The sequence below is a fragment of the Lysinibacillus sp. fls2-241-R2A-57 genome, assembly GCF_030209535.1.
Taxonomy (GTDB): Bacteria; Bacillota; Bacilli; order Bacillales_A; family Planococcaceae; genus Lysinibacillus.
Genome location: NZ_JARVRU010000018.1, coordinates 19,648 through 42,951 on the forward strand (window position 1 = coordinate 19,648; position 23,304 = coordinate 42,951).

The 23,304-nt window shown below is 34.9% G+C and carries 26 protein-coding genes and 1 pseudogene; 16 read left to right on the top strand and 11 right to left on the bottom strand.

Annotation, left to right across the window (positions count from 1 at the left end; translation table 11 throughout):
* Positions 1-106: 106 nt before the first annotated feature.
* Positions 107-328: a phosphate-starvation-inducible protein PsiE gene (locus QRN68_RS03565; RefSeq protein ID WP_285395312.1), complete on the bottom strand. Its 222-nt coding sequence runs from the start codon at positions 326-328 to the stop codon at positions 107-109.
* Between the two features lie 96 nt (positions 329-424).
* Complete coding sequence (locus QRN68_RS03570; RefSeq protein ID WP_285395313.1) at positions 425-607, bottom strand: hypothetical protein; 183 nt, start codon at positions 605-607, stop codon at positions 425-427.
* Positions 608-848: 241 nt separating this feature from the next.
* Between QRN68_RS03570 and psiE the strand changes: the two genes are divergently transcribed.
* Entirely contained in the window at positions 849-1,304 is a 456-nt protein-coding gene (gene psiE / locus QRN68_RS03575) for a phosphate-starvation-inducible protein PsiE (protein ID WP_285395314.1), read from the top strand.
* A gap of 23 nt (positions 1,305-1,327) precedes the next feature.
* Here the strand turns inward: psiE and QRN68_RS03580 are convergent, their stop codons facing one another.
* Entirely contained in the window at positions 1,328-2,584 is a 1,257-nt protein-coding gene (locus QRN68_RS03580; protein WP_285395315.1) for a GNAT family N-acetyltransferase, read from the bottom strand.
* Positions 2,585-2,970: 386 nt separating this feature from the next.
* Here QRN68_RS03580 and QRN68_RS03585 point away from each other — a divergent pair, with 386 nt between their 5' ends.
* On the top strand, positions 2,971-3,978 hold the full coding sequence (locus tag QRN68_RS03585; protein WP_285395316.1) for a hypothetical protein: 1,008 nt from the start codon (positions 2,971-2,973) through the stop codon (positions 3,976-3,978).
* Positions 3,979-4,133: 155 nt separating this feature from the next.
* Positions 4,134-5,273 (top strand): fused response regulator/phosphatase, encoded by a 1,140-nt coding sequence (locus QRN68_RS03590; protein ID WP_285395317.1) that lies wholly within the window; start codon positions 4,134-4,136, stop codon positions 5,271-5,273.
* A gap of 65 nt (positions 5,274-5,338) precedes the next feature.
* Here QRN68_RS03590 and QRN68_RS03595 read toward each other — a convergent pair whose 3' ends face one another.
* Positions 5,339-6,178 (bottom strand): CheR family methyltransferase, encoded by an 840-nt coding sequence (locus QRN68_RS03595; RefSeq protein WP_285395318.1) that lies wholly within the window; start codon positions 6,176-6,178, stop codon positions 5,339-5,341.
* A 5-nt stretch (positions 6,179-6,183) separates the two neighbouring features.
* Positions 6,184-8,898: an ATP-binding protein gene (locus QRN68_RS03600; RefSeq protein WP_285395319.1), complete on the bottom strand. Its 2,715-nt coding sequence runs from the start codon at positions 8,896-8,898 to the stop codon at positions 6,184-6,186.
* A gap of 326 nt (positions 8,899-9,224) precedes the next feature.
* On the opposite strand from QRN68_RS03600, the gene QRN68_RS03605 reads away from it, so the two are divergent.
* The 7 genes from QRN68_RS03605 (at position 9,225) to QRN68_RS03635 (ending at position 14,057) form a co-directional block, all read left to right on the top strand.
* Positions 9,225-10,415, top strand: a complete 1,191-nt coding sequence (locus QRN68_RS03605; protein WP_285395320.1) for a M14 family metallopeptidase — start codon at positions 9,225-9,227, stop codon at positions 10,413-10,415.
* 237 nt (positions 10,416-10,652) lie between these two features.
* Complete coding sequence (locus QRN68_RS03610; RefSeq protein ID WP_285395321.1) at positions 10,653-10,982, top strand: PadR family transcriptional regulator; 330 nt, start codon at positions 10,653-10,655, stop codon at positions 10,980-10,982.
* Positions 10,979-11,386, top strand: a complete 408-nt coding sequence (locus QRN68_RS03615; RefSeq protein ID WP_285395322.1) for a permease prefix domain 1-containing protein — start codon at positions 10,979-10,981, stop codon at positions 11,384-11,386. Before QRN68_RS03610 ends, QRN68_RS03615 begins: the two co-directional genes overlap by 4 nt.
* A 3-nt stretch (positions 11,387-11,389) precedes the next feature.
* On the top strand, positions 11,390-12,049 hold the full coding sequence (locus tag QRN68_RS03620; protein WP_285395323.1) for a hypothetical protein: 660 nt from the start codon (positions 11,390-11,392) through the stop codon (positions 12,047-12,049).
* A gap of 39 nt (positions 12,050-12,088) precedes the next feature.
* Positions 12,089-13,120 carry an alpha/beta hydrolase gene (locus QRN68_RS03625; protein ID WP_285395324.1) on the top strand — a complete coding sequence of 344 codons (1,032 nt, stop codon included), beginning with the start codon at positions 12,089-12,091 and terminating at the stop codon, positions 13,118-13,120.
* Positions 13,121-13,299: 179 nt separating this feature from the next.
* Positions 13,300-13,521 (top strand): hypothetical protein, encoded by a 222-nt coding sequence (locus QRN68_RS03630; RefSeq protein ID WP_285395325.1) that lies wholly within the window; start codon positions 13,300-13,302, stop codon positions 13,519-13,521.
* A 122-nt stretch (positions 13,522-13,643) separates the two neighbouring features.
* A complete protein-coding gene (locus QRN68_RS03635) occupies positions 13,644-14,057 on the top strand; it encodes a MarR family transcriptional regulator (protein WP_285395326.1) in 414 nt (137 codons plus the stop codon).
* A 206-nt stretch (positions 14,058-14,263) separates the two neighbouring features.
* On the opposite strand, the gene QRN68_RS03640 is transcribed toward QRN68_RS03635, so the two are convergent.
* Positions 14,264-14,830, bottom strand: coding sequence for a TetR/AcrR family transcriptional regulator (locus QRN68_RS03640; RefSeq protein WP_285395327.1), 567 nt, complete (start codon positions 14,828-14,830; stop codon positions 14,264-14,266).
* A 504-nt stretch (positions 14,831-15,334) separates the two neighbouring features.
* On the opposite strand from QRN68_RS03640, the gene QRN68_RS03645 reads away from it, so the two are divergent.
* From QRN68_RS03645 to QRN68_RS03660, 4 genes are all read left to right on the top strand, one after another.
* On the top strand, positions 15,335-15,682 hold the full coding sequence (locus QRN68_RS03645; protein WP_285395328.1) for a DMT family transporter: 348 nt from the start codon (positions 15,335-15,337) through the stop codon (positions 15,680-15,682).
* A complete protein-coding gene (locus tag QRN68_RS03650; protein WP_285395329.1) occupies positions 15,683-15,997 on the top strand; it encodes a DMT family transporter in 315 nt (104 codons plus the stop codon).
* A gap of 313 nt (positions 15,998-16,310) precedes the next feature.
* Positions 16,311-16,967 (top strand): hypothetical protein, encoded by a 657-nt coding sequence (locus tag QRN68_RS03655; RefSeq protein WP_285395330.1) that lies wholly within the window; start codon positions 16,311-16,313, stop codon positions 16,965-16,967.
* Positions 16,964-17,245 carry a hypothetical protein gene (locus tag QRN68_RS03660; RefSeq protein ID WP_285395331.1) on the top strand — a complete coding sequence of 94 codons (282 nt, stop codon included), beginning with the start codon at positions 16,964-16,966 and terminating at the stop codon, positions 17,243-17,245. Before QRN68_RS03655 ends, QRN68_RS03660 begins: the two co-directional genes overlap by 4 nt.
* Before the next feature lie 56 nt (positions 17,246-17,301).
* On the opposite strand, the gene QRN68_RS03665 is transcribed toward QRN68_RS03660, so the two are convergent.
* A complete protein-coding gene (locus QRN68_RS03665) occupies positions 17,302-17,955 on the bottom strand; it encodes a TetR/AcrR family transcriptional regulator (protein ID WP_285395333.1) in 654 nt (217 codons plus the stop codon).
* 198 nt (positions 17,956-18,153) lie between these two features.
* Between QRN68_RS03665 and QRN68_RS03670 the strand changes: the two genes are divergently transcribed.
* On the top strand, positions 18,154-18,909 hold the full coding sequence (locus QRN68_RS03670) for an SDR family NAD(P)-dependent oxidoreductase (protein WP_285395334.1): 756 nt from the start codon (positions 18,154-18,156) through the stop codon (positions 18,907-18,909).
* Between the two features lie 182 nt (positions 18,910-19,091).
* Here QRN68_RS03670 and QRN68_RS03675 read toward each other — a convergent pair whose 3' ends face one another.
* On the bottom strand, positions 19,092-20,171 hold the full coding sequence (locus QRN68_RS03675) for an ankyrin repeat domain-containing protein (RefSeq protein ID WP_285395335.1): 1,080 nt from the start codon (positions 20,169-20,171) through the stop codon (positions 19,092-19,094).
* Between the two features lie 202 nt (positions 20,172-20,373).
* A pseudogene (locus QRN68_RS03680) lies at positions 20,374-20,543 on the bottom strand (Crp/Fnr family transcriptional regulator); the annotation flags it as partial.
* A gap of 363 nt (positions 20,544-20,906) precedes the next feature.
* Here QRN68_RS03680 and QRN68_RS03685 point away from each other — a divergent pair.
* Positions 20,907-21,041: a hypothetical protein gene (locus tag QRN68_RS03685; protein ID WP_285395336.1), complete on the top strand. Its 135-nt coding sequence runs from the start codon at positions 20,907-20,909 to the stop codon at positions 21,039-21,041.
* Between the two features lie 94 nt (positions 21,042-21,135).
* Here the strand turns inward: QRN68_RS03685 and QRN68_RS03690 are convergent, their stop codons facing one another.
* On the bottom strand, positions 21,136-22,617 hold the full coding sequence (locus QRN68_RS03690; RefSeq protein ID WP_285395337.1) for a malate:quinone oxidoreductase: 1,482 nt from the start codon (positions 22,615-22,617) through the stop codon (positions 21,136-21,138).
* A gap of 467 nt (positions 22,618-23,084) precedes the next feature.
* Positions 23,085-23,222, bottom strand: a complete 138-nt coding sequence (locus QRN68_RS03695; protein WP_285395338.1) for a hypothetical protein — start codon at positions 23,220-23,222, stop codon at positions 23,085-23,087.
* Positions 23,223-23,304: the final 82 nt, after the last annotated feature.

The following is a 23,304-nucleotide window of genomic DNA, read 5'->3' on the forward strand; positions in this document are numbered from 1 at the left end:
CTATCCGAGCACTTTTGACTCTTACCTGAGCAGTTCTCTTATTTTATATGCAACTTTTCAGCAAAAGAAAAAATGCTACCGATTACGTGTAGCATTTTCTTTAAGATTATAGTTTATTAATAACAGCGTGGATTGTTTCTTTTAATTCTTCATCATGATCAGAAAGGTCTACAAGGTTTGCTACACGCTCACGTAATACAGGGCGCTCAATTACAAGCTTTTCATCAAGTACTTGTACTAGTAACTCGATAATAAGACGATCACGTACGTTTAATGCTTCTTCTAAACGCTCTGGTGTAATTTTTCCTGTTTTTTCTGCTTTAGCCATTTTAAAAACCCCTTTTAAATTTTATATTCATGCACATCTATTTTAGCATACAGCTAATTTATTTTGAAAACTTTCTTTCGCGAATATATAGGCTCATCACCATAACGTGTGGTTGATTTCCGCTCCGGCTGGGCGCTTTGTTGTTGCTGTCGCTTCGCTTTCGCACAGATAAAAACCGTGTTGCTGTCGCTTCGCTTTCGCACAGACAAAAACCGTGTTGCTGTCGCACAGAAAACATCCGCTTCGCTGCAGGGTCTCATCTGTGACGCTGATCCCCAAGGAGTCGCCCATCCTCCACTCCAATCAACCTATATACATAACATACGTTTAAACAAATATCATCCACAGCTTTTGGTGATAATCCAATATACACCAAAACTTTACAAATAAATGATCGTACATTTACGATAAAATGTTATATTCAAATCATAAAATGATGACGCTCAATCATATGATTATTTGTTCTATATTTAGTTTTTCCATTTTCACTTAGGACGATTTACAAGATTGGAGGAATTCTGTGAACCAAAAGAACTCAACATATTTACAACTAATAAAGGCTGTGCCGAAATCTTTACAGTTGTTTTTGAATGTTTGCCTAGTGCTTCTAGCGCTCATTTTATCCTTCCTGCTTTTCAAAGAACTTATCGAATTTCTTAAAATATTAATTTTCAACAAAGGCGGCGGTGACTATAAACTTTTCCTCGCTAATATTCTTATTTTCTTCTTGTATTTTGAATTTATCACAATGATTATTAAATATTTTAAAGAGAATTATCATTTTCCTCTAAGGTACTTTATATATATAGGTATTACAGCCATGATTCGATTAATTATCGTAGAGCATGACCACCCTATCAACACTTTAATTTATTCACTTATTATTTTAATATTAATTATTAGCTATTTTATTATTAATATTACGCCACTAGAACGACCTGTACGTTCATCACTTTTTATAAAAAAAGAACAATAACGGGATGCCTATTTTGGGCTTCCCTAAAATGCTGTAATGCATCTTGGTTTATCAAAAACAAAGAAGAATTGATGGAGTACATGTAAATATTGTTCATCACTAATTTTCACCTTACTGAGCATAAATAGCTCTTGCACCGTAACAACACCCATTACAAGAGAAGAAAGCTCTGCGATATCTATCATCATTTCTACAGCATAGTTATCACATTCAAAAATTTTCATTTCACCATTGATAACCTCGATTACGATTTGCTGATTATTTTCAATTAGTAACGAATCAAATACTGTAAGTTTAAAAGTTACTGTTTGACCATTAAAATTACGTGTTTTTAGCTCCTCGAAAAAACCTTTAACATTGATAATACGATACATTAAGCCAACACCAGAAACAGTACTTGCATGATAGACGCTGGGAATTAAATGATTTGTTCCATTTCGTACATCTCCTAAAAAGAAGTGAATATTTTCTTCCTGTGTGTTCCACTCAATACGATTCACTTGATCCGCCTGACTATTTAAAAACGTACTAAGCTCTAATAAAGCCTCTGGTGTCTCATATATCCATTCTTTAATGACTAGATTATTAAGTAAAAAATTCGTTTCACTTTGCTTGTTAAAAGAAAATACCATATAACCTTGTATTGTATCTTCCTTTTCAACAGCAATAATATAGTGTTGTGGGTTGTTAAAAATTGATGAAAGCTCCGATTCGGTTTTAAAAAACATACCGTGCTTTTTCGCTGCTACTCTTTTATAGCAATCTGCTAATTTATACTGATCCTGTACTGTTAAAAACGTAAGATGCTTTTTTGTTGGCCCTTTCGGAAAGCTTGATGGTTCCACTAAATATTGATGCATTTTCGGTCCGTATCCAAAGCCCATTTTTTTATAAAAGTCAGGTCTAAACGGATATAAAGCAACAAAATGAACATTTTTCTCTAAAAAAACCTTAAAAAAATGGTCTATTAATTCTTTGGCGACCTTTTCTTTTTTATGGAGTAAATCAACTGCAACTAGTCCAACTCCCCCGACTGGAATCATTTTAGAGAAAAGGTTCATTTCATAATCATGAAGTCGCATGCCACCAACTAGTTTGTTATCTTCCCATAGCCCAAAATAATGAATGGATGCCTCATTGTTTTGATTGTGCATAAACAGTGTTTTTAGCTGCTCTTTTGTCGGCTGTAAACTACCCATCCTTCCTGGATAAGCACCGACCACAATATTAACAAAACTTATAAAATCTTCTTCCTTCAATAATTTTTCAATGACCTTCATATACATCCCCACCCTACACTAAATTTATTTTAAGGCACGCTCTTTTCATCATTAATTTCAGGTCTTGATAATAACATATATTACCACACGCAAATAGTACTGTATGTTGACAGTATTAAAACCCGCGGTGGTTAAGGAAAGCCCCTTATTAAAGGTATACTCAATGGATTATTAGTGCTTGTTGTTTTAAGTCAACTCCATACACCGTTCCTTATTCAGCATCTCGAGCAAGTCGGAAGGAACAATGAACTGAGTACACTATTCTCGTTGCCTCAGCAATTAAGGCATAAAACGTACAGCTCAGAAATATTATCTGTTGGGCACATATAGCTCAACTCAAAAAGTGGACTTAGGATTGCAGGAATTATTGAAGGGAGAATGAAAGAATGAACCTGATTGATGCATATATTCATGAAGTAACTAAAAGGATCCGCAAAGAAAAACGTGATGAAACCAGTCTAGAACTAAAATCTACTATTGAAGATATGTTACCTGAAGATTATTCAGAATCAGATATTAAGGAAGTGCTCAAAAAGCTAGGAAATCCTATTGAAGTCGCAGCAAGCTATCAAGATACGCCACGATTTTTAATCAGTCCTAAAGTGTTTGACACTTATATTAGGACAATAAAATTAGTTATTCCTTGGGCAATTCTTATTACAGTGATTGTACAAATAATAGAAAGTATTGCGCTTTATAGCGGAGAAGGTGCGCTTCTGACTGCCATTATCAAAACTTTTTCTCTAACTATCGCTCATATTATTTCAGTAATCATCTACGTACTGTTCTGGATTACAGTAACTTTCATTATCATTGAACGATCTGGCAGAAATAATATTCGAATACCCATTATAAAAGAACATCCAAAATGGACACCTGATGATTTAACAAAAGTTAAAATCATTCCTAAAGAAAAAACGATTTCACTTAATGAAAATATTTTTAGTCTCTTAGGTATCGTTATTTTCTCCTTTGTCTATTTTAATGCTAATCACCTTTTAGGAATCTATACTTCTCACAATAAAGGCGGCCTGAAATTTGTTATGCCTATATTTAATCAAGATGTCTTACTCTCCTTTGCACCAATCGTTTTATTTTGGATAGCTTTAAGTGTAGCTTTAACGTTCTGGAAAATGAAGGCCGGTCAATGGACTATGTTAATTGCCGTAGCGAATGCCATTCTTCAATGTATAGGAATCATTGTTTTTATCTTCATGGTTATTCACCCTGATTTCATACACCGTCCGGCAATACCTTATATCGCTGCGATTACTGAAACGACCTCTGCTAAAATTTTTGTTGCTATAGATCGAATATTATTTATCAGCATTGCTATTACCATCATAGCAAATGCATTCGATATTTATAGTGGCTTTAAAAAGGCTAAAATTTGAAACTACATTTTGAGAGCTGACTCTCCTTGTTCTATGTCGGCTCTTTCCTTATTACCTAATAAGATACTCATACCGTTGTTCTCTAATGTTTTGTATAATATTAAAGTTGAAAGTTATAATCTGCACTAATTCAAACAGAATAAGGGGAAATAATTATGACAATTCTTCTTGTAGATGACAATAAAGTCAATCTATTTGTAATTGAAAATGTATTAAAAAATGCAGGTTATGATAACTGTATTTCTCTAACATCTGCCTATGAGCTTTTTGATTATTTACAGTTAGATGCACCCAATCCAAAAGGAAATTCAGTGGATTTAATTTTATTAGATATTATGATGCCTGAAATAGATGGTATCGAAGCGTGTAAACGTATTAAGCAAAATGAACGATTAAAAGATATTCAAATTATCTTTGTCACAGCTCTAGACAATAAAAACAAGCTCGCAGAAGCACTTGATATCGGAGGAGTAGATTATATTACAAAGCCGATAAATAAAACTGAGCTTCTTGCTAGAATGCGCGTTGCTTTACGATTGAAAGCAGAATTAGATTGGCACACTCAGCAAGAAAAGAAAATACAATATGAACTAGATTTAGCAACACATGTTCAAAGGAGCCTTTTAAGTGCCCCTATAAATGAGGATAATATTCAAATAGAAGTATCCTATCTTCCTTCCTCTAATTTAGCTGGGGATATGTATTATTGGCATAAAATAAACGATCATCGATACGCCATCATTTTGCTTGATATGATGGGACATGGTATCTCTGCAGCACTTGTTTGTATGTTTATCTCCTCGGTCCTAAGAGAAGCTGTTAAACAATTGGTAGAACCTGAATTAGTTATCAAAGAGTTAAACCGTTATATGACACTTTTACAAAACGGAAAAGAGGGAAATCTTTTTTATTTTACAGCGATTTATTTAGTGATCGATACAAAACAAAAAACAATTGAATACGTGAACGCCGGCCATCCTTCTGGTTATGCTCTAGTTGATGAAAAGACACTCGTACCATTAAATCAAGGAAGCTGTGCAGTAGGCTTTTTCGATGAGATCGACGTACAAAAGCAATTCATTCAATATAACGAGAATGTACAAATTATTTTATTTACAGATGGTGTGTTAGAGGCGATGGGACCATGTGAAATAGAATCTGAGAAGCAATTGCAAGCACTAGCATCTACGAAATGGGATTTTTCTCAACGCCTAATTGACAATTTACTGTCTAAGGAGCAGCAAGAAAATCAACCAGATGATATGTGTGTAGTAATGATTCAAGCACATGCTTAAACTACATAAAATAAGGCTGTCACTTAAGCTAAAGAAGCTTAGGCGACAGCCATTTTTTTATCTCACTATACCTTCTGATATATTCTTTCATGATCTACGAGTTCTTTATATTTTGAAATAATATCTTCAAATCTTAGTGTTTCCTTATCTCCTAGGCATAAAAACCCCTTATCACTTAGACTTTCGGAAAACAAATGATGAACCTGGTTCTGTAACCCAGATGAAAAATAAATTAAAACGTTTCGGCACATAATGACATGAAATTCATTGAATGATTGATCTGTCACTAAATTATGCTGTGCAAATATAATGTTTTGTAACAGTGTCGGATGGAAATAGGCATATTGATTTTCTGTTTTATAGTATTCGGAAAAAGCATGAATGCCACCTGCAAGCATATAGTTTTTAGTATATGCCTGCATTTTGTAAATTGGGAACGCTCCTTCTTTTGCCTTTTCCAATACTTGTTCGTTCATATCCGTAGCATACAAAACAGCTTTATCGAGTAACCCTTCTTCCTGTAGCAAAATAGCCATAGAGTAGACTTCCTCACCCGTGGCACATCCTGCGTGCCATATCCGTATTTCAGGATAATCTCTTAAATACGGTATAACTTCTTGACGGAAAGCTTTAAAAAAGCTAGGGTTACGGAACATCTCAGTAACACTTATAGAAAAATCATTCAATAGTTGCTCTAAAAACCCTTTTTCGTGTATTACTTTTTCAAGCACACGAGAAATCGTTGGGATATTATTCACCTGCATACTATTAAAAACTCTTCGCGATATGGTAGAACGATTATATTGCCGAAAATCAAATCCTGATAAATGATAAATAGCCTCTAGTAAAAAATCAATTTCTAAATCACTATGCATTTTTTGCTCAAAAGGCTGAAATTGATTCATAGTTATTAACTCCCTTTAGAAATTAGCCATACCCTTAACATGGATACTAATTGATCTAAATTTAATGGCTTACTTATATAATCTGAAGCACCAGCCTCGAGTGATTTATCTCGATCATTTTTCATGGCTTTCGCTGTTAAAGCGATAATCGGTAATTCTGTCATCTTCATTTGTTTTCGTATAATCGACATCGTTTCATAGCCATCCATATTAGGCATCATAATATCCATAAGAATAAGATCTATGTCATCATGGGCTCGCAAAATAGCTAAACACTCTATTCCATCTTTTGCAACGAAGATATTCATGCCTCGTTTTTCAAGTGCATTTGTTAATGCATATATATTACGGTAATCATCGTCTACAATTAAAATATTTTTCCCCTGAAAAACTTCTACCTCATGTTGAAAGTCTTCTTTAATTTCTAATAGCTGTTCTTCTGACACATTTACTTCATTAGTAACCCCTACCTCATGAAATGCTAGTTCAAACCTTTGCTCTTCGATTCCATTTGGTAAGCTTGGAATTGTCAGCGTGAAGCTACTACCTTGTCCCTCTTCACTTTGTAAGGAAACCCAACCACCCAGTAATTTCGCAAACTCTTTACAAATGGACAAACCGAGTCCTGTTCCACCGTATTTACGTACAGTTGCCCCATCAGCCTGTTGGAATGATTCAAAAATAAGCTGTTGCTTGTCCTTCGGTATACCTATACCCGTATCTGACACTGTGATTTCTAACCAGTCAGCACTAACATCCTTCATATTATTAGTTAACTGTTCTTGACCAAGCTGTTTGATTTCAAGATTCACTGAGCCTTGTTCCGTAAATTTAAAGGCATTTGATATTAAATTTTTCAAGATTTGCTGGAATCTCTTTTCGTCCGTATAGAAAACATCTACTACATTTTTGGCTATCGAAATATGGAAGTGTAGATTTTTTTTCATTGCTACAGGCGCAAAGGTTTGTTCGATTTGTATAGGAACCTCACTCATATTCACTTCATCAAAAGTAATATCCATCTTGCCTGCCTCCACTTTCGATAAATCTAAAATATCATTGATTAACGCAAGTAGATCTTCACCAGAAGAATGGATAACCTTAGCAAATTCAGCTTCCTCTTTTGCTAAATTATTTTGGCTATTTTCAGCTAACATTTCAGATAAAATTAATATGCTATTCAGTGGCGTTCGCAATTCATGTGACATATTGGCTAAAAATTCCGATTTATAATTTGAATTTAGTAACAGCTGTTCTGCACTTGCCTCTAATTCCTTTTTAGCTTTTTCTAATTCTCTCGACTTAGATTCGGCCTCTTTTGTTCTTTCTTCCAATTGTTCATTAATCATTGTCAGTTCTTCTGTCTGCATTTGCAATTCTTCTGATTGTACCTGTAAATCATCTGTCATCGTTCTTGATTCATTTAATAAACGTACAATTTCCATACGTCCTAAAACACTATTAATCTTTAATCCAAAGGTTCCAATAACTTGCTTTACTAAATCTTGCTGCAGCTCACTAAAGCCAGTCATTGTAGCTAATTCAACGACAGCTATTACATCATTTTCAAATACAATAGGGATGATAAAAATACTTTTTGGCGGAACTTCCCCTAAGCTAGTGCCTATTAAACGAAAGTCTTCTGGAACATCGTTAAATATTAAAACTCTTTTTTCTAAGGCACATTGACCGATTAAGCCTTGCCCCAATCTAAAGCTTTCGATTCCAACGCTATCAATTTCATCCGCAAAAGCAGCTTTTTTTACAAACTGTATATTATTATCAATAGATTCACGAAGATAAAATGCTCCAAGGGATGACTGCGTTTTTTGCGCTATTTCTGAAAGGAAGGTTTCAGCTAATTTAGTTATGGCAGAAATGCCTTGATACGTCGTTACGATTTCTGCGATATTCGACTGTAGCCATTGTCTTTTCTCAAAGGTATCTAATAACTCATTTGTAGCATTTGCTAGAGCATTGATTTCATCATTTGATGTAACATGAATTCTTTCTTTTTGATTGCTCTTAGAAGCTGCGATTTCTTTGATCGTTTGCGTAACCTCGGTTATTGTTTTTACGATAGAACGAGATATGCCATTTGCAATGATAATCGCAACAACTGAAACAAATACAAGTATGCCAAGCAATGTAAGTGCTAATATACCATTGCTTTTGTCCAACTTGGTTACTTTAGCTTGTGAGGTTGCAAGTACGGCTGAACGGAGTGATTCAAACTGATTCCGTATTGTTTCCATGTCTTTACGACCTATATCTATTGTATAGAGTTCCTTTAACCCTTCTATATTGTTTTCTTTTATTAATTTTATGGAAGGTTCGCCCGATGTTGTGATCCAATGCTCTATCGTTACTTTTATCTCATTTAACTGCTCTTGTTGTTCTGGTTTATTTTCTAAAAGCTGATAAAGTTCATTAAAATCCGTCTCCCAATTTTCACTAGCTATGTTATAAGGCTCTAAATAATTTGAATCACCCGTAATAACATATCCCCTTTGGCTCGATTCCATATCTAAAATGTATTTTTCAATGCGATTGGTTAGCGCATGTATTTTTGAATCATGTTTTATAATATCGTTTCTTTCTTTTTTTATAGAGGTAACTTGACTATATAAGATGATCACTGATGCGAGTAAACAAAGTATGATAACAATATAGCCTAACGTAATTTTGGTTCGTATACCTAGCTTTAATTTATTTAGCATTTGTTCCCCTACCTTTACCTGTCATAAAAATCTACTTCTAGTATAATTGTACATCAAAAAATAGGCTCCTCACCATAACGTGTGGTTGATTTCCGTTCCAACAGGGCGCTTTGTTGCTGTCGCTTCGCTTTCGCACAGATAAAACAATTGTTGCTGTCGCTTCGCTTCGCTGCAGGGTCTCATCTGTGGCGCTGCCTCATTACACTTCCTGAGAAATACGTAACAAAATGAACTTATTCAAAGTTAATAAATCTCTTATTTTCTTCATATACATTTATATTGAACTATTATGCCAAGGCATAAATGATATTAAGGAGAGATCAATAGTGGACATTTTCGTAAGACCGGGGGATTCCCTTTGGCATTTTAGTGAAGTGTTTAAAATACCTCTTCAGCTAATTATAGATTCCAACCGAAATATTAACCCTCAATTTTTAAGGGTTGGACAGCGCATTCGAATTCCCGGTTTTGTTACGGACAATTATCAAATAAAGCAAGGGGACACTTTTTGGCAAATAGCCCAAAGCAGGAATCTCCCATTAGGAGCCATTTTGCTTGTCAATCCTGGTCTTAATCCAAATCAATTACAAATTGGCCAGACAATTCGCATTCCCCAACGAATTACATGGAGGCTCGTAGATGGTAAACAAAATTATACCTACACCATCATGATGAATGATCTCAAAAAACTACTTGATGCTTATCCATTTCTACAAAGCTCTACAATCGGACATTCTGTTTTAAAACATGAAATTCCTGAGCTTCTAATCGGAAACGGAACTAAGCGTGTCCATTATAATGGCTCCTTTCATGCGAATGAATGGATTACAACTCCGATTATTTTAACCTTTTTAAATGACTACCTACTCACTCTCACCAATCAAAGCACAATTCGAGGTCTTTACACACTCCCACTGTATCAGCAAACAACCCTTTCCATAGTTCCGATGGTCAATCCTGATGGTGTCGACTTAGTAATACAAGGCCCACCTAATGACGAAGCATTAAGAGATCAGCTTATTAGTTGGAACAGCGGTAGCACCAATTTCTCTAATTGGAAGGCAAATATACATGGTGTCGATTTGAACGACCAGTTCCCTGCAAAATGGGCGCTAGAGAATGCTCGCAATCCAAAAACACCTGGACCTAGAGATTATGGTGGAGAACGACCTTTGTCCGAGCCAGAGGCCATTGCTATGGCTGATTTGACAAAAAAGCGCGATTTTGCAAGAGTTCTTGCGTTTCATACACAAGGAAGAGTGATTTATTGGGGCTTTGAAAATCTCGAACCACCCGAGTCAGAAATTCTTGTTAACGAGTTTAGTCGAGTCAGTGGTTATGAGCCGATCAAGTCTGCAGGCAGTTATGCGGGCTATAAAGATTGGTTTATTCAGGATTGGCGTAGACCTGGCTTCACCGTTGAGTTAGGTAGCGGTACAAATCCACTTCCAATCAACCAATTCGACGACATCTATGAGGAAGTATTAGGGATCTTTCTAGCAGCATTGTATATGTAATAGAATAGTTCACAAGAAGATTTTATTGTTTCGTAAAAAACCGATCTTGTTTATGAAATCGAAATAAAATATCCCCAATCCCCATTCGCTTTTGAAGTGAATGGGGATTTGATTTTTAACCTTAATTATTACTCTTGAAATATTTTGGACGTATTTGGAAAAATTACTTTGACAGGTAGAGTAATGTTTGCTAATATTACTCTGACAGATAGAGCAATAAAAATAAGTAGGTGACTTATGGTTCGAAGTGACATCATCCGCGGACACTTGGATTCCATTATTTTAAGGCTAATTTTAGAGAAAGATCGTTATGGTTACGAAATTTCTCAGGAAATAAGTCTCCGCACAAATAATCGTTTTCAAATTAAAGAAGCAACTTTGTACGCAGTTTTTCAACGTCTTGAGAAAAAAGAAATTATTGAAGCCTATTATGGTGATGTTTCACATGGAGGCAAAAGAAAGTATTACCGTATTACCCCTTTAGGTAAAGCATATTTAAACGAGCTGGTAAAAGAGTGGTCGGAAGTAAAAGAAATAATCGACTTATTTATGGAGGGCTTAGAATGAAAAGAATAAAAAACCATATTGATGAGCTTTTTAAGGATATTCCTCGTAACAATGAAACAGAGATGGTGAAACAAGAAATCATTCAAAATCTTGAAGAAAAAGTTTTTTATTTGATGGATCAAGGAAAAGAGCAAGAGGATGCCATTAACAAAGCTATCGTGGAGTTTGGAGATATTGAGGATTTAAAAAAGGAATTAGGTGTTAAAGAGCCCGAAAAGAAAAATATGGCCAAATTAAATTTAGAATTTTCTCTATGGGGTAGCGGCTTAATTATTGCATTATTTATTTTCATAAATCTTTACTATACGCCAAAGACAATTTGGGCAATCTATCCAATATTCGTTATATTATGGTGGCCATTATCTATGTACTTCGTTTGGACACGTAAGAAATGGAGTGAATAAAACATGAAGAACTTTATTAACTTTTCGCTTGCTGGTAGTTTGATGACAATGATATTTTTAGGAATCGTCAATTATACAACATCTCCTCAAACGATGTGGTTCATTTACCCGTGTTTATTACTATTGCTATGGCCGATTACTTTATTTTTCATGTCTAAAAAAATGTATAAACAATATTCTCTTACTTGTAGCGCCATGATTATTGCCTTTCTTATCATTGAAAATTATTTATACTCCCCCGATCATTTATGGTTTATTTATGCGGTCTATCCAATCATCTGGTGGCCAATTCTGATGTACTTAGAAGAAAAAGCAAAAACCTTAAAAATTGCGCTCATAGGCTGCGCAACTACCATCATTTATTACTCCTTATTAAATATTATTTTGTCCCATCCCTATCCTTGGGCGATCTATCCAGCATTTTTAGTAATGTGGTGGCCATTAGCTTTATACCATACACAACGAAAGACGTTTGTAGCATTTTCAGTTAATGCTGCAGTACTTATCAGTATCTTTTTTATTACAGTAAATGTTGTCTCTTCGCCAAGTGTAATATGGGCGATCTATCCGATTTTTGTCGTCCTATGGTGGCCCCTAAGCATGTACTTTTATGTTTATAAAAGAAAAATGTACAATTCAACAACTCTTCCTAAAAGAATCTAAAAAAATTTGATGACAAATCACATTCACAGAGGGAATTAGATGAAAAAGGTAAAGAAATTAATGAAATATATCGGAGTATTTATCATCATATTTCTAATTACAGCACTTTTGTTCCCTACATGGACTCCGCATGTAAAGGGCGATAACAGTATAAGTTCATTAGAGCAAGTAGATATAAACGGAAGCGGTCACGAAATTATGATACGTGGCAAAGATAAAGATAATCCAGTCATTATCTTTGTACATGGAGGACCTGGATGCTCTGAAATACCGTATGCCCGTAAGTATCAAGACTTATTGGAAGATAATTTCACAGTCGTCAATTACGATCAAAGAGCAAGTGGAAAATCATATCATTTTTTTGAGGACTATTCTAATCTTTCTTCAGACTTACTGGTAGATGATTTATTGGCTTTGACTGATTATATATCCGAGCACCTCGGCAAAGAAAAAGTAATACTAATTGGTCATTCTTATGGTACTTATATTGCAACACAGGCTGCCTATAAAGCTCCAGAAAAATATGAAGCATATATTGGAATTGGACAGATGAGTGATGTAGCGGAAAGTGAGATTGATGGTTTGAACTTCGTTATTCATCAGGCTCAAAATGCTGACAATATAGATGACGTTTTATATTTGCAAGGGCTAACTGAACAAATTAAAAATGGGGACACGTTCACTCCACGACAATATGTTGCGAAATATGGTGGAGCTTCAAGACTTATTGATAATCCCGATGGTAATAACATAGGTATGTTATTCAGTAGCGAGTATAACTTATTAGATATAATCCGTTATAACTATGGGATCTCTTACTCACAAGAAACTTTACTAAAGGATGTAATAAAAAAAACATTACCTACTATAGTAAAAAAACTTGAATTACCATGCTATTTTGTTATGGGTAACTATGATTATCAAACTTCTTCAAATGCAGCGAAAACATACTTTGATATGATTGAAGCCAATAAGAAAGAATTTATTACTTTTGAGCAATCAGCCCATTATCCACAATTTGAAGAGAAAGAAAAATTTTATAACTGGATGTGTGATACTTTTATAAAATAAATGCAATTGTGTTATTCATAATCTTGAGTCCAGTCAAATTATTAATGGGTGCATTCATACAATAAAGGGTTTTTTAAAAAGTTAATTTGCCCCATTTATTTAATAAGAGCGTGTTTTGATCAATCCATTTTTTATATGCCCTGTATATTAGTTGATTGGAGTGGAGGCTGGGTGACTCCTTGGGGATCAGCGTCACAGATGAGACCCTGGAGCGAGCCTTGCGAGTGAAGCGGCTCATCGGACGCCCCCAGGAAGCTCTGCTCTGCGCGAAAGCGAAGCGGCAGCGGCAAATGTTTTCTGTAGCGAAAGCGAAGCGGCAGCTACAAAGCGCCCAGTCGGAACGGAAATCAACCCCACGTTATGGTGGTAAGCCACTCATCTGTTTAATATCATTAATATAATCAACCTTTATGATAACAGCAATCGAAGCTATCGATATAGTCAATAGCAACGATTGCTGTAGCCCACATTATATATTTGCTATATAATTTAATTATTAAATATTTTAACAGGCAGTGATAATATGTCCGAAAACAATCAACTACGTAACGTAGAAATCATTATGAGAGAGATGCTTGAAATACAGCAAAAATCGAGAATGTTTGTCAATCTTATCTCTGAAGGAGAATCACTATCTCAAAATCAGCTTATCCTCCTTCTTCAACTAAAAATTAATGATGGCATGAAAGCAACTGAAATTGCTGATTTCTTTAGTGTGACCCCTGGAGCAGTTACATCGATGTGCGATAAGCTGGAAAAATTAGAGTTAGTACAACGGATTAGAGAAAGCGAAGACCGCCGAGTAGTAAAAATGGTTTTAACGAATAATGGCGCACTTAAAGTTCAAGATTTATTTTTGAAATTCCCACAGGAAAAACTTGCAGATATAGCAAGAGTACTAAGTGAAGTTAATCAGTTAATGAAAAAAATTTTTTGAGGCTGGGACAGAAATAAAATAGCTATTCTTAAAGCTGAATAATTTATAACAATCACTATCTAAAGCTACAATGGCTCCTACATTTAATAACGATTTATTTAAATAAGTATTTTTAAAGCAAACTTCAACAATCCAGCCAAATGATATGGTTGAACGAATGCAACAAAACATTTTAACCGTAAAAATGTATACAAAAAAAGTGCATTTTATTTTAATGCACTTTTTATAAATACTATTAACTCATCGTATTGAGCATCTATCTCCTCTTGGCTTGGAGAGTCATATAAATATAATTGTTCAGCAGTCGACTCGATTAGCCCAATTAAAATTCGGGAAGTTCGGGCACTATTAACATTTTGTCTGATTTCCATTTTACTCGCTGCCTCTTCTAATAAGTCATATACCCAGTTATAAAACGGTGAATAAATTGACTCCCATTGTTTTAAATGCTCGCTCTGTGCTAAACCTGCGTAAAGAACTGCAAACAATTCCTTTTTTTCCTCTGTAATACGAAATACGGCCTTTACTAGCTGCTCAATTTTATTATCAAAAGCGTCATGTAAATTTACACTTGCATGGATTTCTTTCATAATTTCTTCAACCGCATATTTTGCGATCTCTGGCATCACAGAAAATTTAGACGGGAAGTATAAATAAAAAGTACCTTGAGCAATGCCTGCTGCTTTTACAATGTCAGATATTTTAGTATTTTCAACACCTTTTGTCGTAAACTGATCAATCGTTGCCTCTATAATTTTTTGTTTTTTATCCAAAGCTCTACCACCTCATATTGTTGAGTGATTTTCATTCATTAGCTATTTTTATCATAACGAAAATATAAAGAAAGAACAATCATCTATTAACACAAGCATTTCTAAATGAAAGAAGTACGCCGAGAGATTAGCAATGAAATTTATTGCTCCCTTACTCTAGTCCAGAAAAATAAATTTGATTTCCATCCTATTTTATGTTAAATTATGAATGAACGTCATTCATAATTTGTAATGTTTTTTCATGGTGTTGATTAGGAAAAAATCGGTTTATTATCGAGTGAACATGGATTTTTCGTTATCACTTTGCCAATCCATTTCCATTTTAACTGATTATAGCGTAGGGCTACTCGATTCCTGCGAGAAAGCGAGTAGCCCGCAGAGGAAATCAACCTCTTAAAATATATAAAAATGGTTAATCAATACACTTGGTTTTCTTTAATTTTTTTCGTGCATCAACTCTTTAATTAAAATTAATAAATGCATTCATACTATTGGAGGTAAAAGATGAACAAGTCTTGGATTTATGTCGGATTGACCAGTTTATGTGAATTATTATGGATTTTTGGCTTCAATGTTGCTAGTGTATGGTGGCATTGGGCTCTCATTATACCAATGATATTTGTAGATTTTTGGTTCCTTTCAAAAGCATGTCAAGGTTTGCCAACCGGTACGGTATATGCAATATTCGCAGCTGCAGGTACAGTAGGAACTGCGCTAATGGATATTTTCATCTTCAATGAAACTTTCACTACTCCAAAAATTATATTTATTTGTGTGATTATTATTGGAGTAATAATGTTAAATATTGCAGATACTTTAGATGAGCGCAAGCTTCAAAAGGAGGCGGCGTAAATGGGTTGGTTACTTGTTTTTCTGGCAGCAATTTTAGAAACGATCGGCGTAATAGGTTTAAAGAAATTCAGCACAACCAAAAGTATTAAAGACGCCATTATATTAATGGCTGGTTTTGGTGGAGCATTTTTCTTTTTATATGCTTCATTTGATTATTTACAAGTCAGTATAGCGTATGCTGTTTGGATTGGTATAGGTACTACGGCTGCTGTGATTATTAATATGCTGTTTTTCGGAGAATCAAAAAGCATGGGGAGAATTGTCGCTGTTATAGTTATCGTCATCGGTGTTTCTGGATTAAAATATGTTTCATAATAAACAAAAGACAAAGAGATTGGGATATTTAAGGCAGCGGGGCTAAGCTGACAACCTTTCCCCATTACATGAGTGAGAATTACGAAAGAAACTTGCAAATATGGCAAGAGTACTAAGTGAAGTTAATTAGTTCATGAAAAAAATTTTTTAGGATTTCATAAAATTGAAATCCTTTTTTTATTGCCCAGAAAATACATAAAAAGCTCATTTCAAATTATTTGTTCTTGACAAAACAAAGTAACATATACTTTAATTAATATATGTTTTAATAATTGAAATATATATTAATTAAATTAACACGAGGTGATTATCCATGATTCAAAAACTACGTACCGTAACCGTTACGAATGGTAATATTAAAGACTTAGCAGCAGATTGTGAGCAATTAAATATCCGTGGATCTGTTGCTGTACATCAAGGAGTACGACTACAAAAAATCTCCACTCATGGACATAGTTCTTTTCACTCCCCCGTGGTCGCACACGTTTTAAACAGTACCGGATCATGTACGATAAAAGATTATTGTGAGATTAATGAAATGAAGTGTGCCGGTAGTTTAAAAATGCGCAATGGGCAAGTAAAAAAAATTAATAGCTCGGGGAAGCTGACAATTGAACAAAACATACAAGCAGAACAGTTTCATGCAGTCGGTTTTGTTAAAGCGAAGGAAATAGAGGCTAAACATTTTCAATTAAAAATGTCTGGTGGAAATGAGATTGGAAAGCTTATTGCAGATGTGATACATGTAGAAAAAGATACGTTATCTATATCTTTTCTAAAGAAAAAGCTTAATTGTAAATGTATTAAAGGTGAACAAATACATCTTTCCTATACAGATGCAGAAATCGTTGACGGTGATATTGTAGTAGTAGGCGATAATTGTCATATCCAAACGCTTTATTATACAAAAAGCTATTCAATTGCTAAAAATGCCAAGGTGCATCAAATTATACGGAGGGAAAAGGAATGACATTCATAAAAATCATTCAAGGCTTTTTTTGCTCATTAGCCCTTCTCGTATTATCTGTCCTCTATGCAGGGCTGGTCTTAAGTGCATTACTATCAATAGTAGCCGGTATTTTGCGAACGTTTGGCTTAGAACAAATACAAATGAGCATTTGGAATAGTGTTGAGCTTCCGGTCGCTTTCAGTATTCCTCTAGCACTCTTGGTTGCCTTGTTGCTATTCTATTGTTCAATGTATGTCAAACGCTCTATCCAATTCTGTTTTTCCAAGCTTAAGTTTTAAAATGGAAAAGAAAAGCATACCTTTTGTTTTGACATAAAAGGTGTGCTTTTAATTATTTATTTTACTTTTATATAGTCCATAAATATTTGTTTAATAATCGTTAATTGTACACGAGGATCTAATTCATCTTCAAAAAATGGAATTCTTTCAAACAAAGAAAGCTTTCTTGAAAATAATCCAAATGCATTGATAACAGAGGCTAAAACGTCTTTTGCAGGGATATCTGTTCTAATAGAACCATCCTTTACGCCTTCTTCGATTATGACACTAAGTAAATCTGCAATTTTCTTACGAATTACAATATATTGTTCGTAATCACCGAATTCATCAAGCGATGTAGAGGCATAGCTATCAAAGGTTTCTAGTAATTTTGTACACTCTAAATTCTCGGGTTCAATATCTGAAATAAAATAATCAAAAAGTTCTTCAATTTTTTCAAAGCAAGTAGTATTTTTCGATGCAACAGAAATAAAAAGACTGTGATATCTCGCTAAGACATTTACAGCTACTGCTACAATTAGTTTGTCCTTTTTAGGAAAATAACGAAAAACCGTAGCAATACCTAAATTTAGTTCAGCAGCGATATCTTGCATTGTAGTCTTTTCGAAGCCTTTTCTACTAAAAACTTGTTCTGCAGCCTCTATAATGACTTTCGCTCGTTTATTTTTTCCCTCTTGTCGTTCTTGTTCCCATCTACTTCGAGGATCCACATTGACAACTCCCTTTAGCAATTCATATTTAAGATGCTAACAAATAACCTAATGACCGTCAATTTGTTGATTTAGCTTATGAATCTCTTTAATTGTCATTAATAAAAACTAAGATTATAATATAACTATAGCGATGATAGTAATGCTATCATCACTATAGTTCCACTTTTAAAATCGCAAAATAAGGGAGAGATTTTAATGGCACGTTTAGCAAACAAAGTAGCTATCATTACAGGGGCAGCAAGTGGTCAAGGAGCAGAAGAAGCAAGATTATTTGCACGTGAAGGAGCTAAAGTAGTTGCAACAGATGTACAGTTTGAATTGCTCGAAAACGTGGTAAAAGAAATTAATGAAAATGGCGGGCAAGCTTTAGCCATTAAACATAATGTAACATCTACTGACGATTGGAAAAATGTCGTTGAAACAGCTGCGGAGAAGTTTGGAAAGGTTGATATTCTTGTCAATAATGCAGGGATTACTGGTTTAATTACGCAACCAATTGAAGATTTAGATGAATCCACTTGGGATAAAATTCTAGACATAAACGCAAAAGGTCCATTTTTAGGTATTAAAGCTGTCCTTCCCGAAATGAAAAAAGCCGGTGGTGGAAGTATCGTCAATATCTCCTCACTCTCTGGCATAAACGGTGTGGGAAATGCTGCTTACAATAGCTCAAAGGGTGGACTTAGACTATTAACTAAAAATGTTGCGCTAGATTACGGAAAATATAATATTCGTGTGAATTCAGTACACCCTGGTACAATTGAAACACCGATGATTGAAATGTTTACTAATAATAAAGAAGTAAGAGAAGCAACATTAGCAGGCATTCCTTTAAATGTTCTAGGGAAACCATCTGATATTGCCTATGGTGTTCTCTACTTAGCGTCAGATGAATCAAAATTTGTTACTGGCATTGAATTAATTATAGATGGCGGATCGATATTACATTAATAAAAACTTACAATAAACCTAAAAGCTCCTCTTTAAAAGTAAAAGAGGAGCTTCCTGTTTTTGAAAAACTAGTAAATAAAGTATGGCTCTTCGACAAAATAAGGGGTTGATCTCCGTTCCGGCTGGGACTTTCCTGGATAGCCCGATGGAAAAATAAATGCTTCATTCATGGTTATTCCCCTTTACAGTTCCCCTTCAAGAAAATTGATGAGATATGTTTCAGGCTTCACAAGAAATTCTTTAAAGCTACACAAATCAGCATACTCCTGATGCTCCACATCATAGCAGCCAATTTGCCCTTCTTTCTTTGGATTCCATACTATTTCTAAATCTGAATAATTGTCGACACGCGCTGACAAACGTAGTAGCTTTTGACGACCAATCTTCATTTCAATAGTATCCGTTAGTGTGAAGAAGTCGATATATCTGATTTCAAAATCATTTTCATCTAGCTCAAGATGCAGCTTATCTCCTGTTAGAAAGCTAATCAGCTCATCGCTCAATTTATATTTTTTCAGCTCACATTTTTTGTTTTCTAAATCATGCAGCTCAGATGGCTCCTGTGATTTCAAATAGTCGGCCAGAGCTGTATTTTTATTGCCAATTGCAATTGTATATGGACGGTCGCCATCCTTTTCTGCTAAAGAAACGTCGGCGCCACGCTCAACCAAGTATTTCACCATTGCTAGATTTCCCATTCGTGTTGCCTCTGTTAATGGTGTCGCTCCAAAAGGGTAAACCATATTCGGCTGATTATAATTAATATCCACCCCTTGATCGAGTAAATATGTAAGGGTCTTCATATCATGATTCGACACAGCTTGACGCAATACGGGGCCACCATGTTGCTTTATATCCAAACCTAGTTCATGAATGAGTGGAATATTTTTTTTGTTACCATAGTAAGCCTGTGAATAGGCGCCAGACCCCACTTGATTGAGCATGTCCAGCTTCGCTCCATGCGCCACAATATAGCGAACTACATCCTCCTTGCAATAACGAACAGCCTGCAAAAAAGCTGGATTATTGTTAACGTTCAAGTCGACACCAAGCTCTACTAATAACTTTACTACATTCAATCTTTGCGAAATAAGCGCCAAATCTAACGGACTTAATGAGATATGTTTACTCAATATAATATCTTCTTCAATATCCCAGCCCTCTTCAATAGCAACCAGTAAAGCAGGAATATTTCCGTTATATATATGCATTGCAATTTCCGGCAGTTCATTAAAATTCCCAATATCTTTTAGCTTTATCATCCATTCTGCTCCTTCCATGAGTTTATGAAAAGTATAGAAAACAACTTTATAGAACACAACGGTCCATAAGTCTTACAGGAAAATGGGAAGATGTCTTGGAAATTGCAAGATTCGTAACATTATTTAATAATTTTTATCCCTTGATTTAAGTCAATGCTCCAGTTAAAGTGACCTCTTTTCCTGTTTCATCAACAGCAAACTACCTAATACATCCCTTTAATACAAAGTAACATTTAGTTGGAACATCTCCTTGTCTAAGGAGAATCGTTCCTTTTTAAATTCCTCAATTTCTATCTCTTCAACAATCGCCTGTTGTTGTTCTTCATTAAGTGTTGAATACTTCGTCATATACTTCATTAGTATTTTTCTCATCTTAAACTCCATTCAACTTATTTCATCCAATCCTCGTTTATTTGTCATTAATTAATGCCAATTTTAATATATTAGTTAATATGGATGAAAATCACCGCTATAGATTATTTTAGGCTCTTCACCAAAACGTGTAGTTGATTTCCGTTCCGGCTGGGCGCTTTGTTGCTGCCGCTTCGCTTTCGCACAGCTAAAACATTTGCCGCTGACGCTTCGCTTTCGCGCAGAGCAGAGCTTCCTGGGGGCGTCCGATGAGCCGCTTCACTCGCGTTGCTCGCTCCAGGGTCTCATCTGTGACGCTGATCCCCAAGGAGTCGCCCAGTCTCCACTACAATCAACTAAAATACAGCGCATATATTTTAAAAAATGTCATCCACAACTTTTGGCGATGAGCCTTATTTTAACTTATTACCAAAAGTGGATATGACAATTGTTAAAGCGTATGCCATGAAATATAAGGTGATCTTCGTTCCGATAATGATTTATGAAATAAAAAAATAGAACCTTCAATCCAAAATTAGATTAAAGGTTCTATAGTATATTTTGTAGAAACAATTGCTTAAACGCTTACATCCTTAGCTTCTACATCAAGTTTTTATTTTAAACCAAGCGCTTCGTCTGTTGATGCATTAATTTCTTTAAGAAGCTCTGGATTCTCTGCTAATGACTTGCCATAAGATGGGATCATTTCTTTAATTTTAGGTTCCCATTCTTTAACATGTTGAGGGAAGCATTTATTGATTACCTCAAGCATAACGTGTACAGCAGTAGAAGCACCAGGAGAAGCTCCAAGTAATGCAGCAATTGAGCCATCAGTAGCACTTACTACTTCCGTACCAAATTGAAGCGTTCCTTTACCACCAGCTTGAGTATCTTTAATAACTTGTACACGTTGACCAGCTACAATAATATCCCAATCATCGCTCTTAGCATTCGGGATGAAGTCACGTAGTTCGTCCATACGTTGTTCTTTAGATAGCATAAGCTGTTGGATTAAATATTTTGTTAATCCCATTTCTTTAACCCCTGCCGCTAATAACGTTGTAATATTATGCGGTTTTACAGAAGCAAATAAATCCATATTTGAACCTGTTTTTAAGAACTTAGGTGAGAAACCTGCGAACGGTCCAAATAGTAATGATTTTTTGTTATCAATATAACGTGTATCAAGATGCGGAACAGACATTGGTGGAGCACCAACTTTAGCTTTTCCGTATACTTTTGCATGATGTTGCTCAGCAACTTCTTGGTTTTTACATGCTAGGAATAATCCACTGATTGGGAATCCACCAATATGTTTCCCTTCAGGAATACCTGATTTTTGTAGTAATTCTAGGCTTCCTCCACCAGCTCCAAGGAAGACAAATTTTGCTGTATGGTATTCCATTTTAATGCCATCTTTGTCGTTCACTCGTACTTCCCATGAGCCGTCGCTAGTACGTTTCATGCTTTCAACACTGTGATTGTAGTTGATGTCAACGTCTTTAGTTTTTAAGTGGTCGAACAACATACGTGTTAATGCACCAAAGTTAACGTCTGTACCAGTGTCGATTTTTGTTGCAGCGATAGCTTCATCTGCTGGACGATCCTGCATAATAAGAGGAATCCATTCCTTAAGTGTTTCTGGGTTATCAGAAAACTCCATCCCTTGGAATAAAGGATTTTTTGTCATCGTTTCATGACGTTTTTTTAGAAACTCTACATTGTCTTTACCTTGTACTAAACTCATGTGAGGTAAAGGCATAATGAAGTTTTCTGGATTATTGATTAGTTTATTGTTCACAAGATAAGACCAAAACTGTCTTGAAACATGGAACTGTTCATTAACGTTAATCGCTTTACTAATATCGATTGATCCGTCTTTTTTCTCTGAAGTATAGTTAAGCTCACAAAGTGCCGCATGTCCAGTTCCCGCATTATTTAATTCGTGAGAACTTTCTTCACCAGCTTTATCGAGCTTCTCAAATACTGTAATTTTCCAATCTGGTGCTAATTCTTTGAGTATTGTCCCCAAAGTCGCACTCATGATTCCGGCACCAATTAAGATAACATCTGATTTAATTTGTCTGTTACTCATTTTTACCTTCCTTATATATTAAGATTTGCAGAAAGGATGTAAGCTCTCCTGCTTAGATGTACAGTAAGCCATGGAGTAACCTTGGAGCACACCTTTTCTGTATCAATTATTACCTTATTGCAGTGTATCACAATTACCTAAAGATTAAAATATTAACTATCTATATGAGAGTTATGTGCATTTTTCGAGCCTTCCTCTTAATAAATCAAGAGAAAAACCTCCTATTCCCTCACCAAAAAATCCACTCTTTATTTAATCTTTATGGAATAATTGGCCTAAAAATGGCTAGCATTTTCATATAATAATGAGGTTTTTTTAATTATTATATCTATATAATAACATAAAAATATGGACCCAGTCTTGTTTTTGCACCTGCCCCACTCCACATTAAAATATAGCGAATTTTCTCAATATTTTCTAGTGCTATTTTAAAATTATTTTTTTTATTTTAACGCAAGTTGAAAGATCTATACATCAACAGGACTTTTTATTTTCCAACCATCTATTTTAAAACCACCCATCTGATTAAATACATGGTTTACTAACTCTTCATATGCCTCCATCATCTTTTGTTTGTCCTCTTCTAATAATGCTTTTAAAAACATTTCCTTAAATATTGAATCAGGAAAAACTGATACTATGTCAAGAAAATGGACAGGGAAAATTGAGATTTTGCTTTAAATCTAA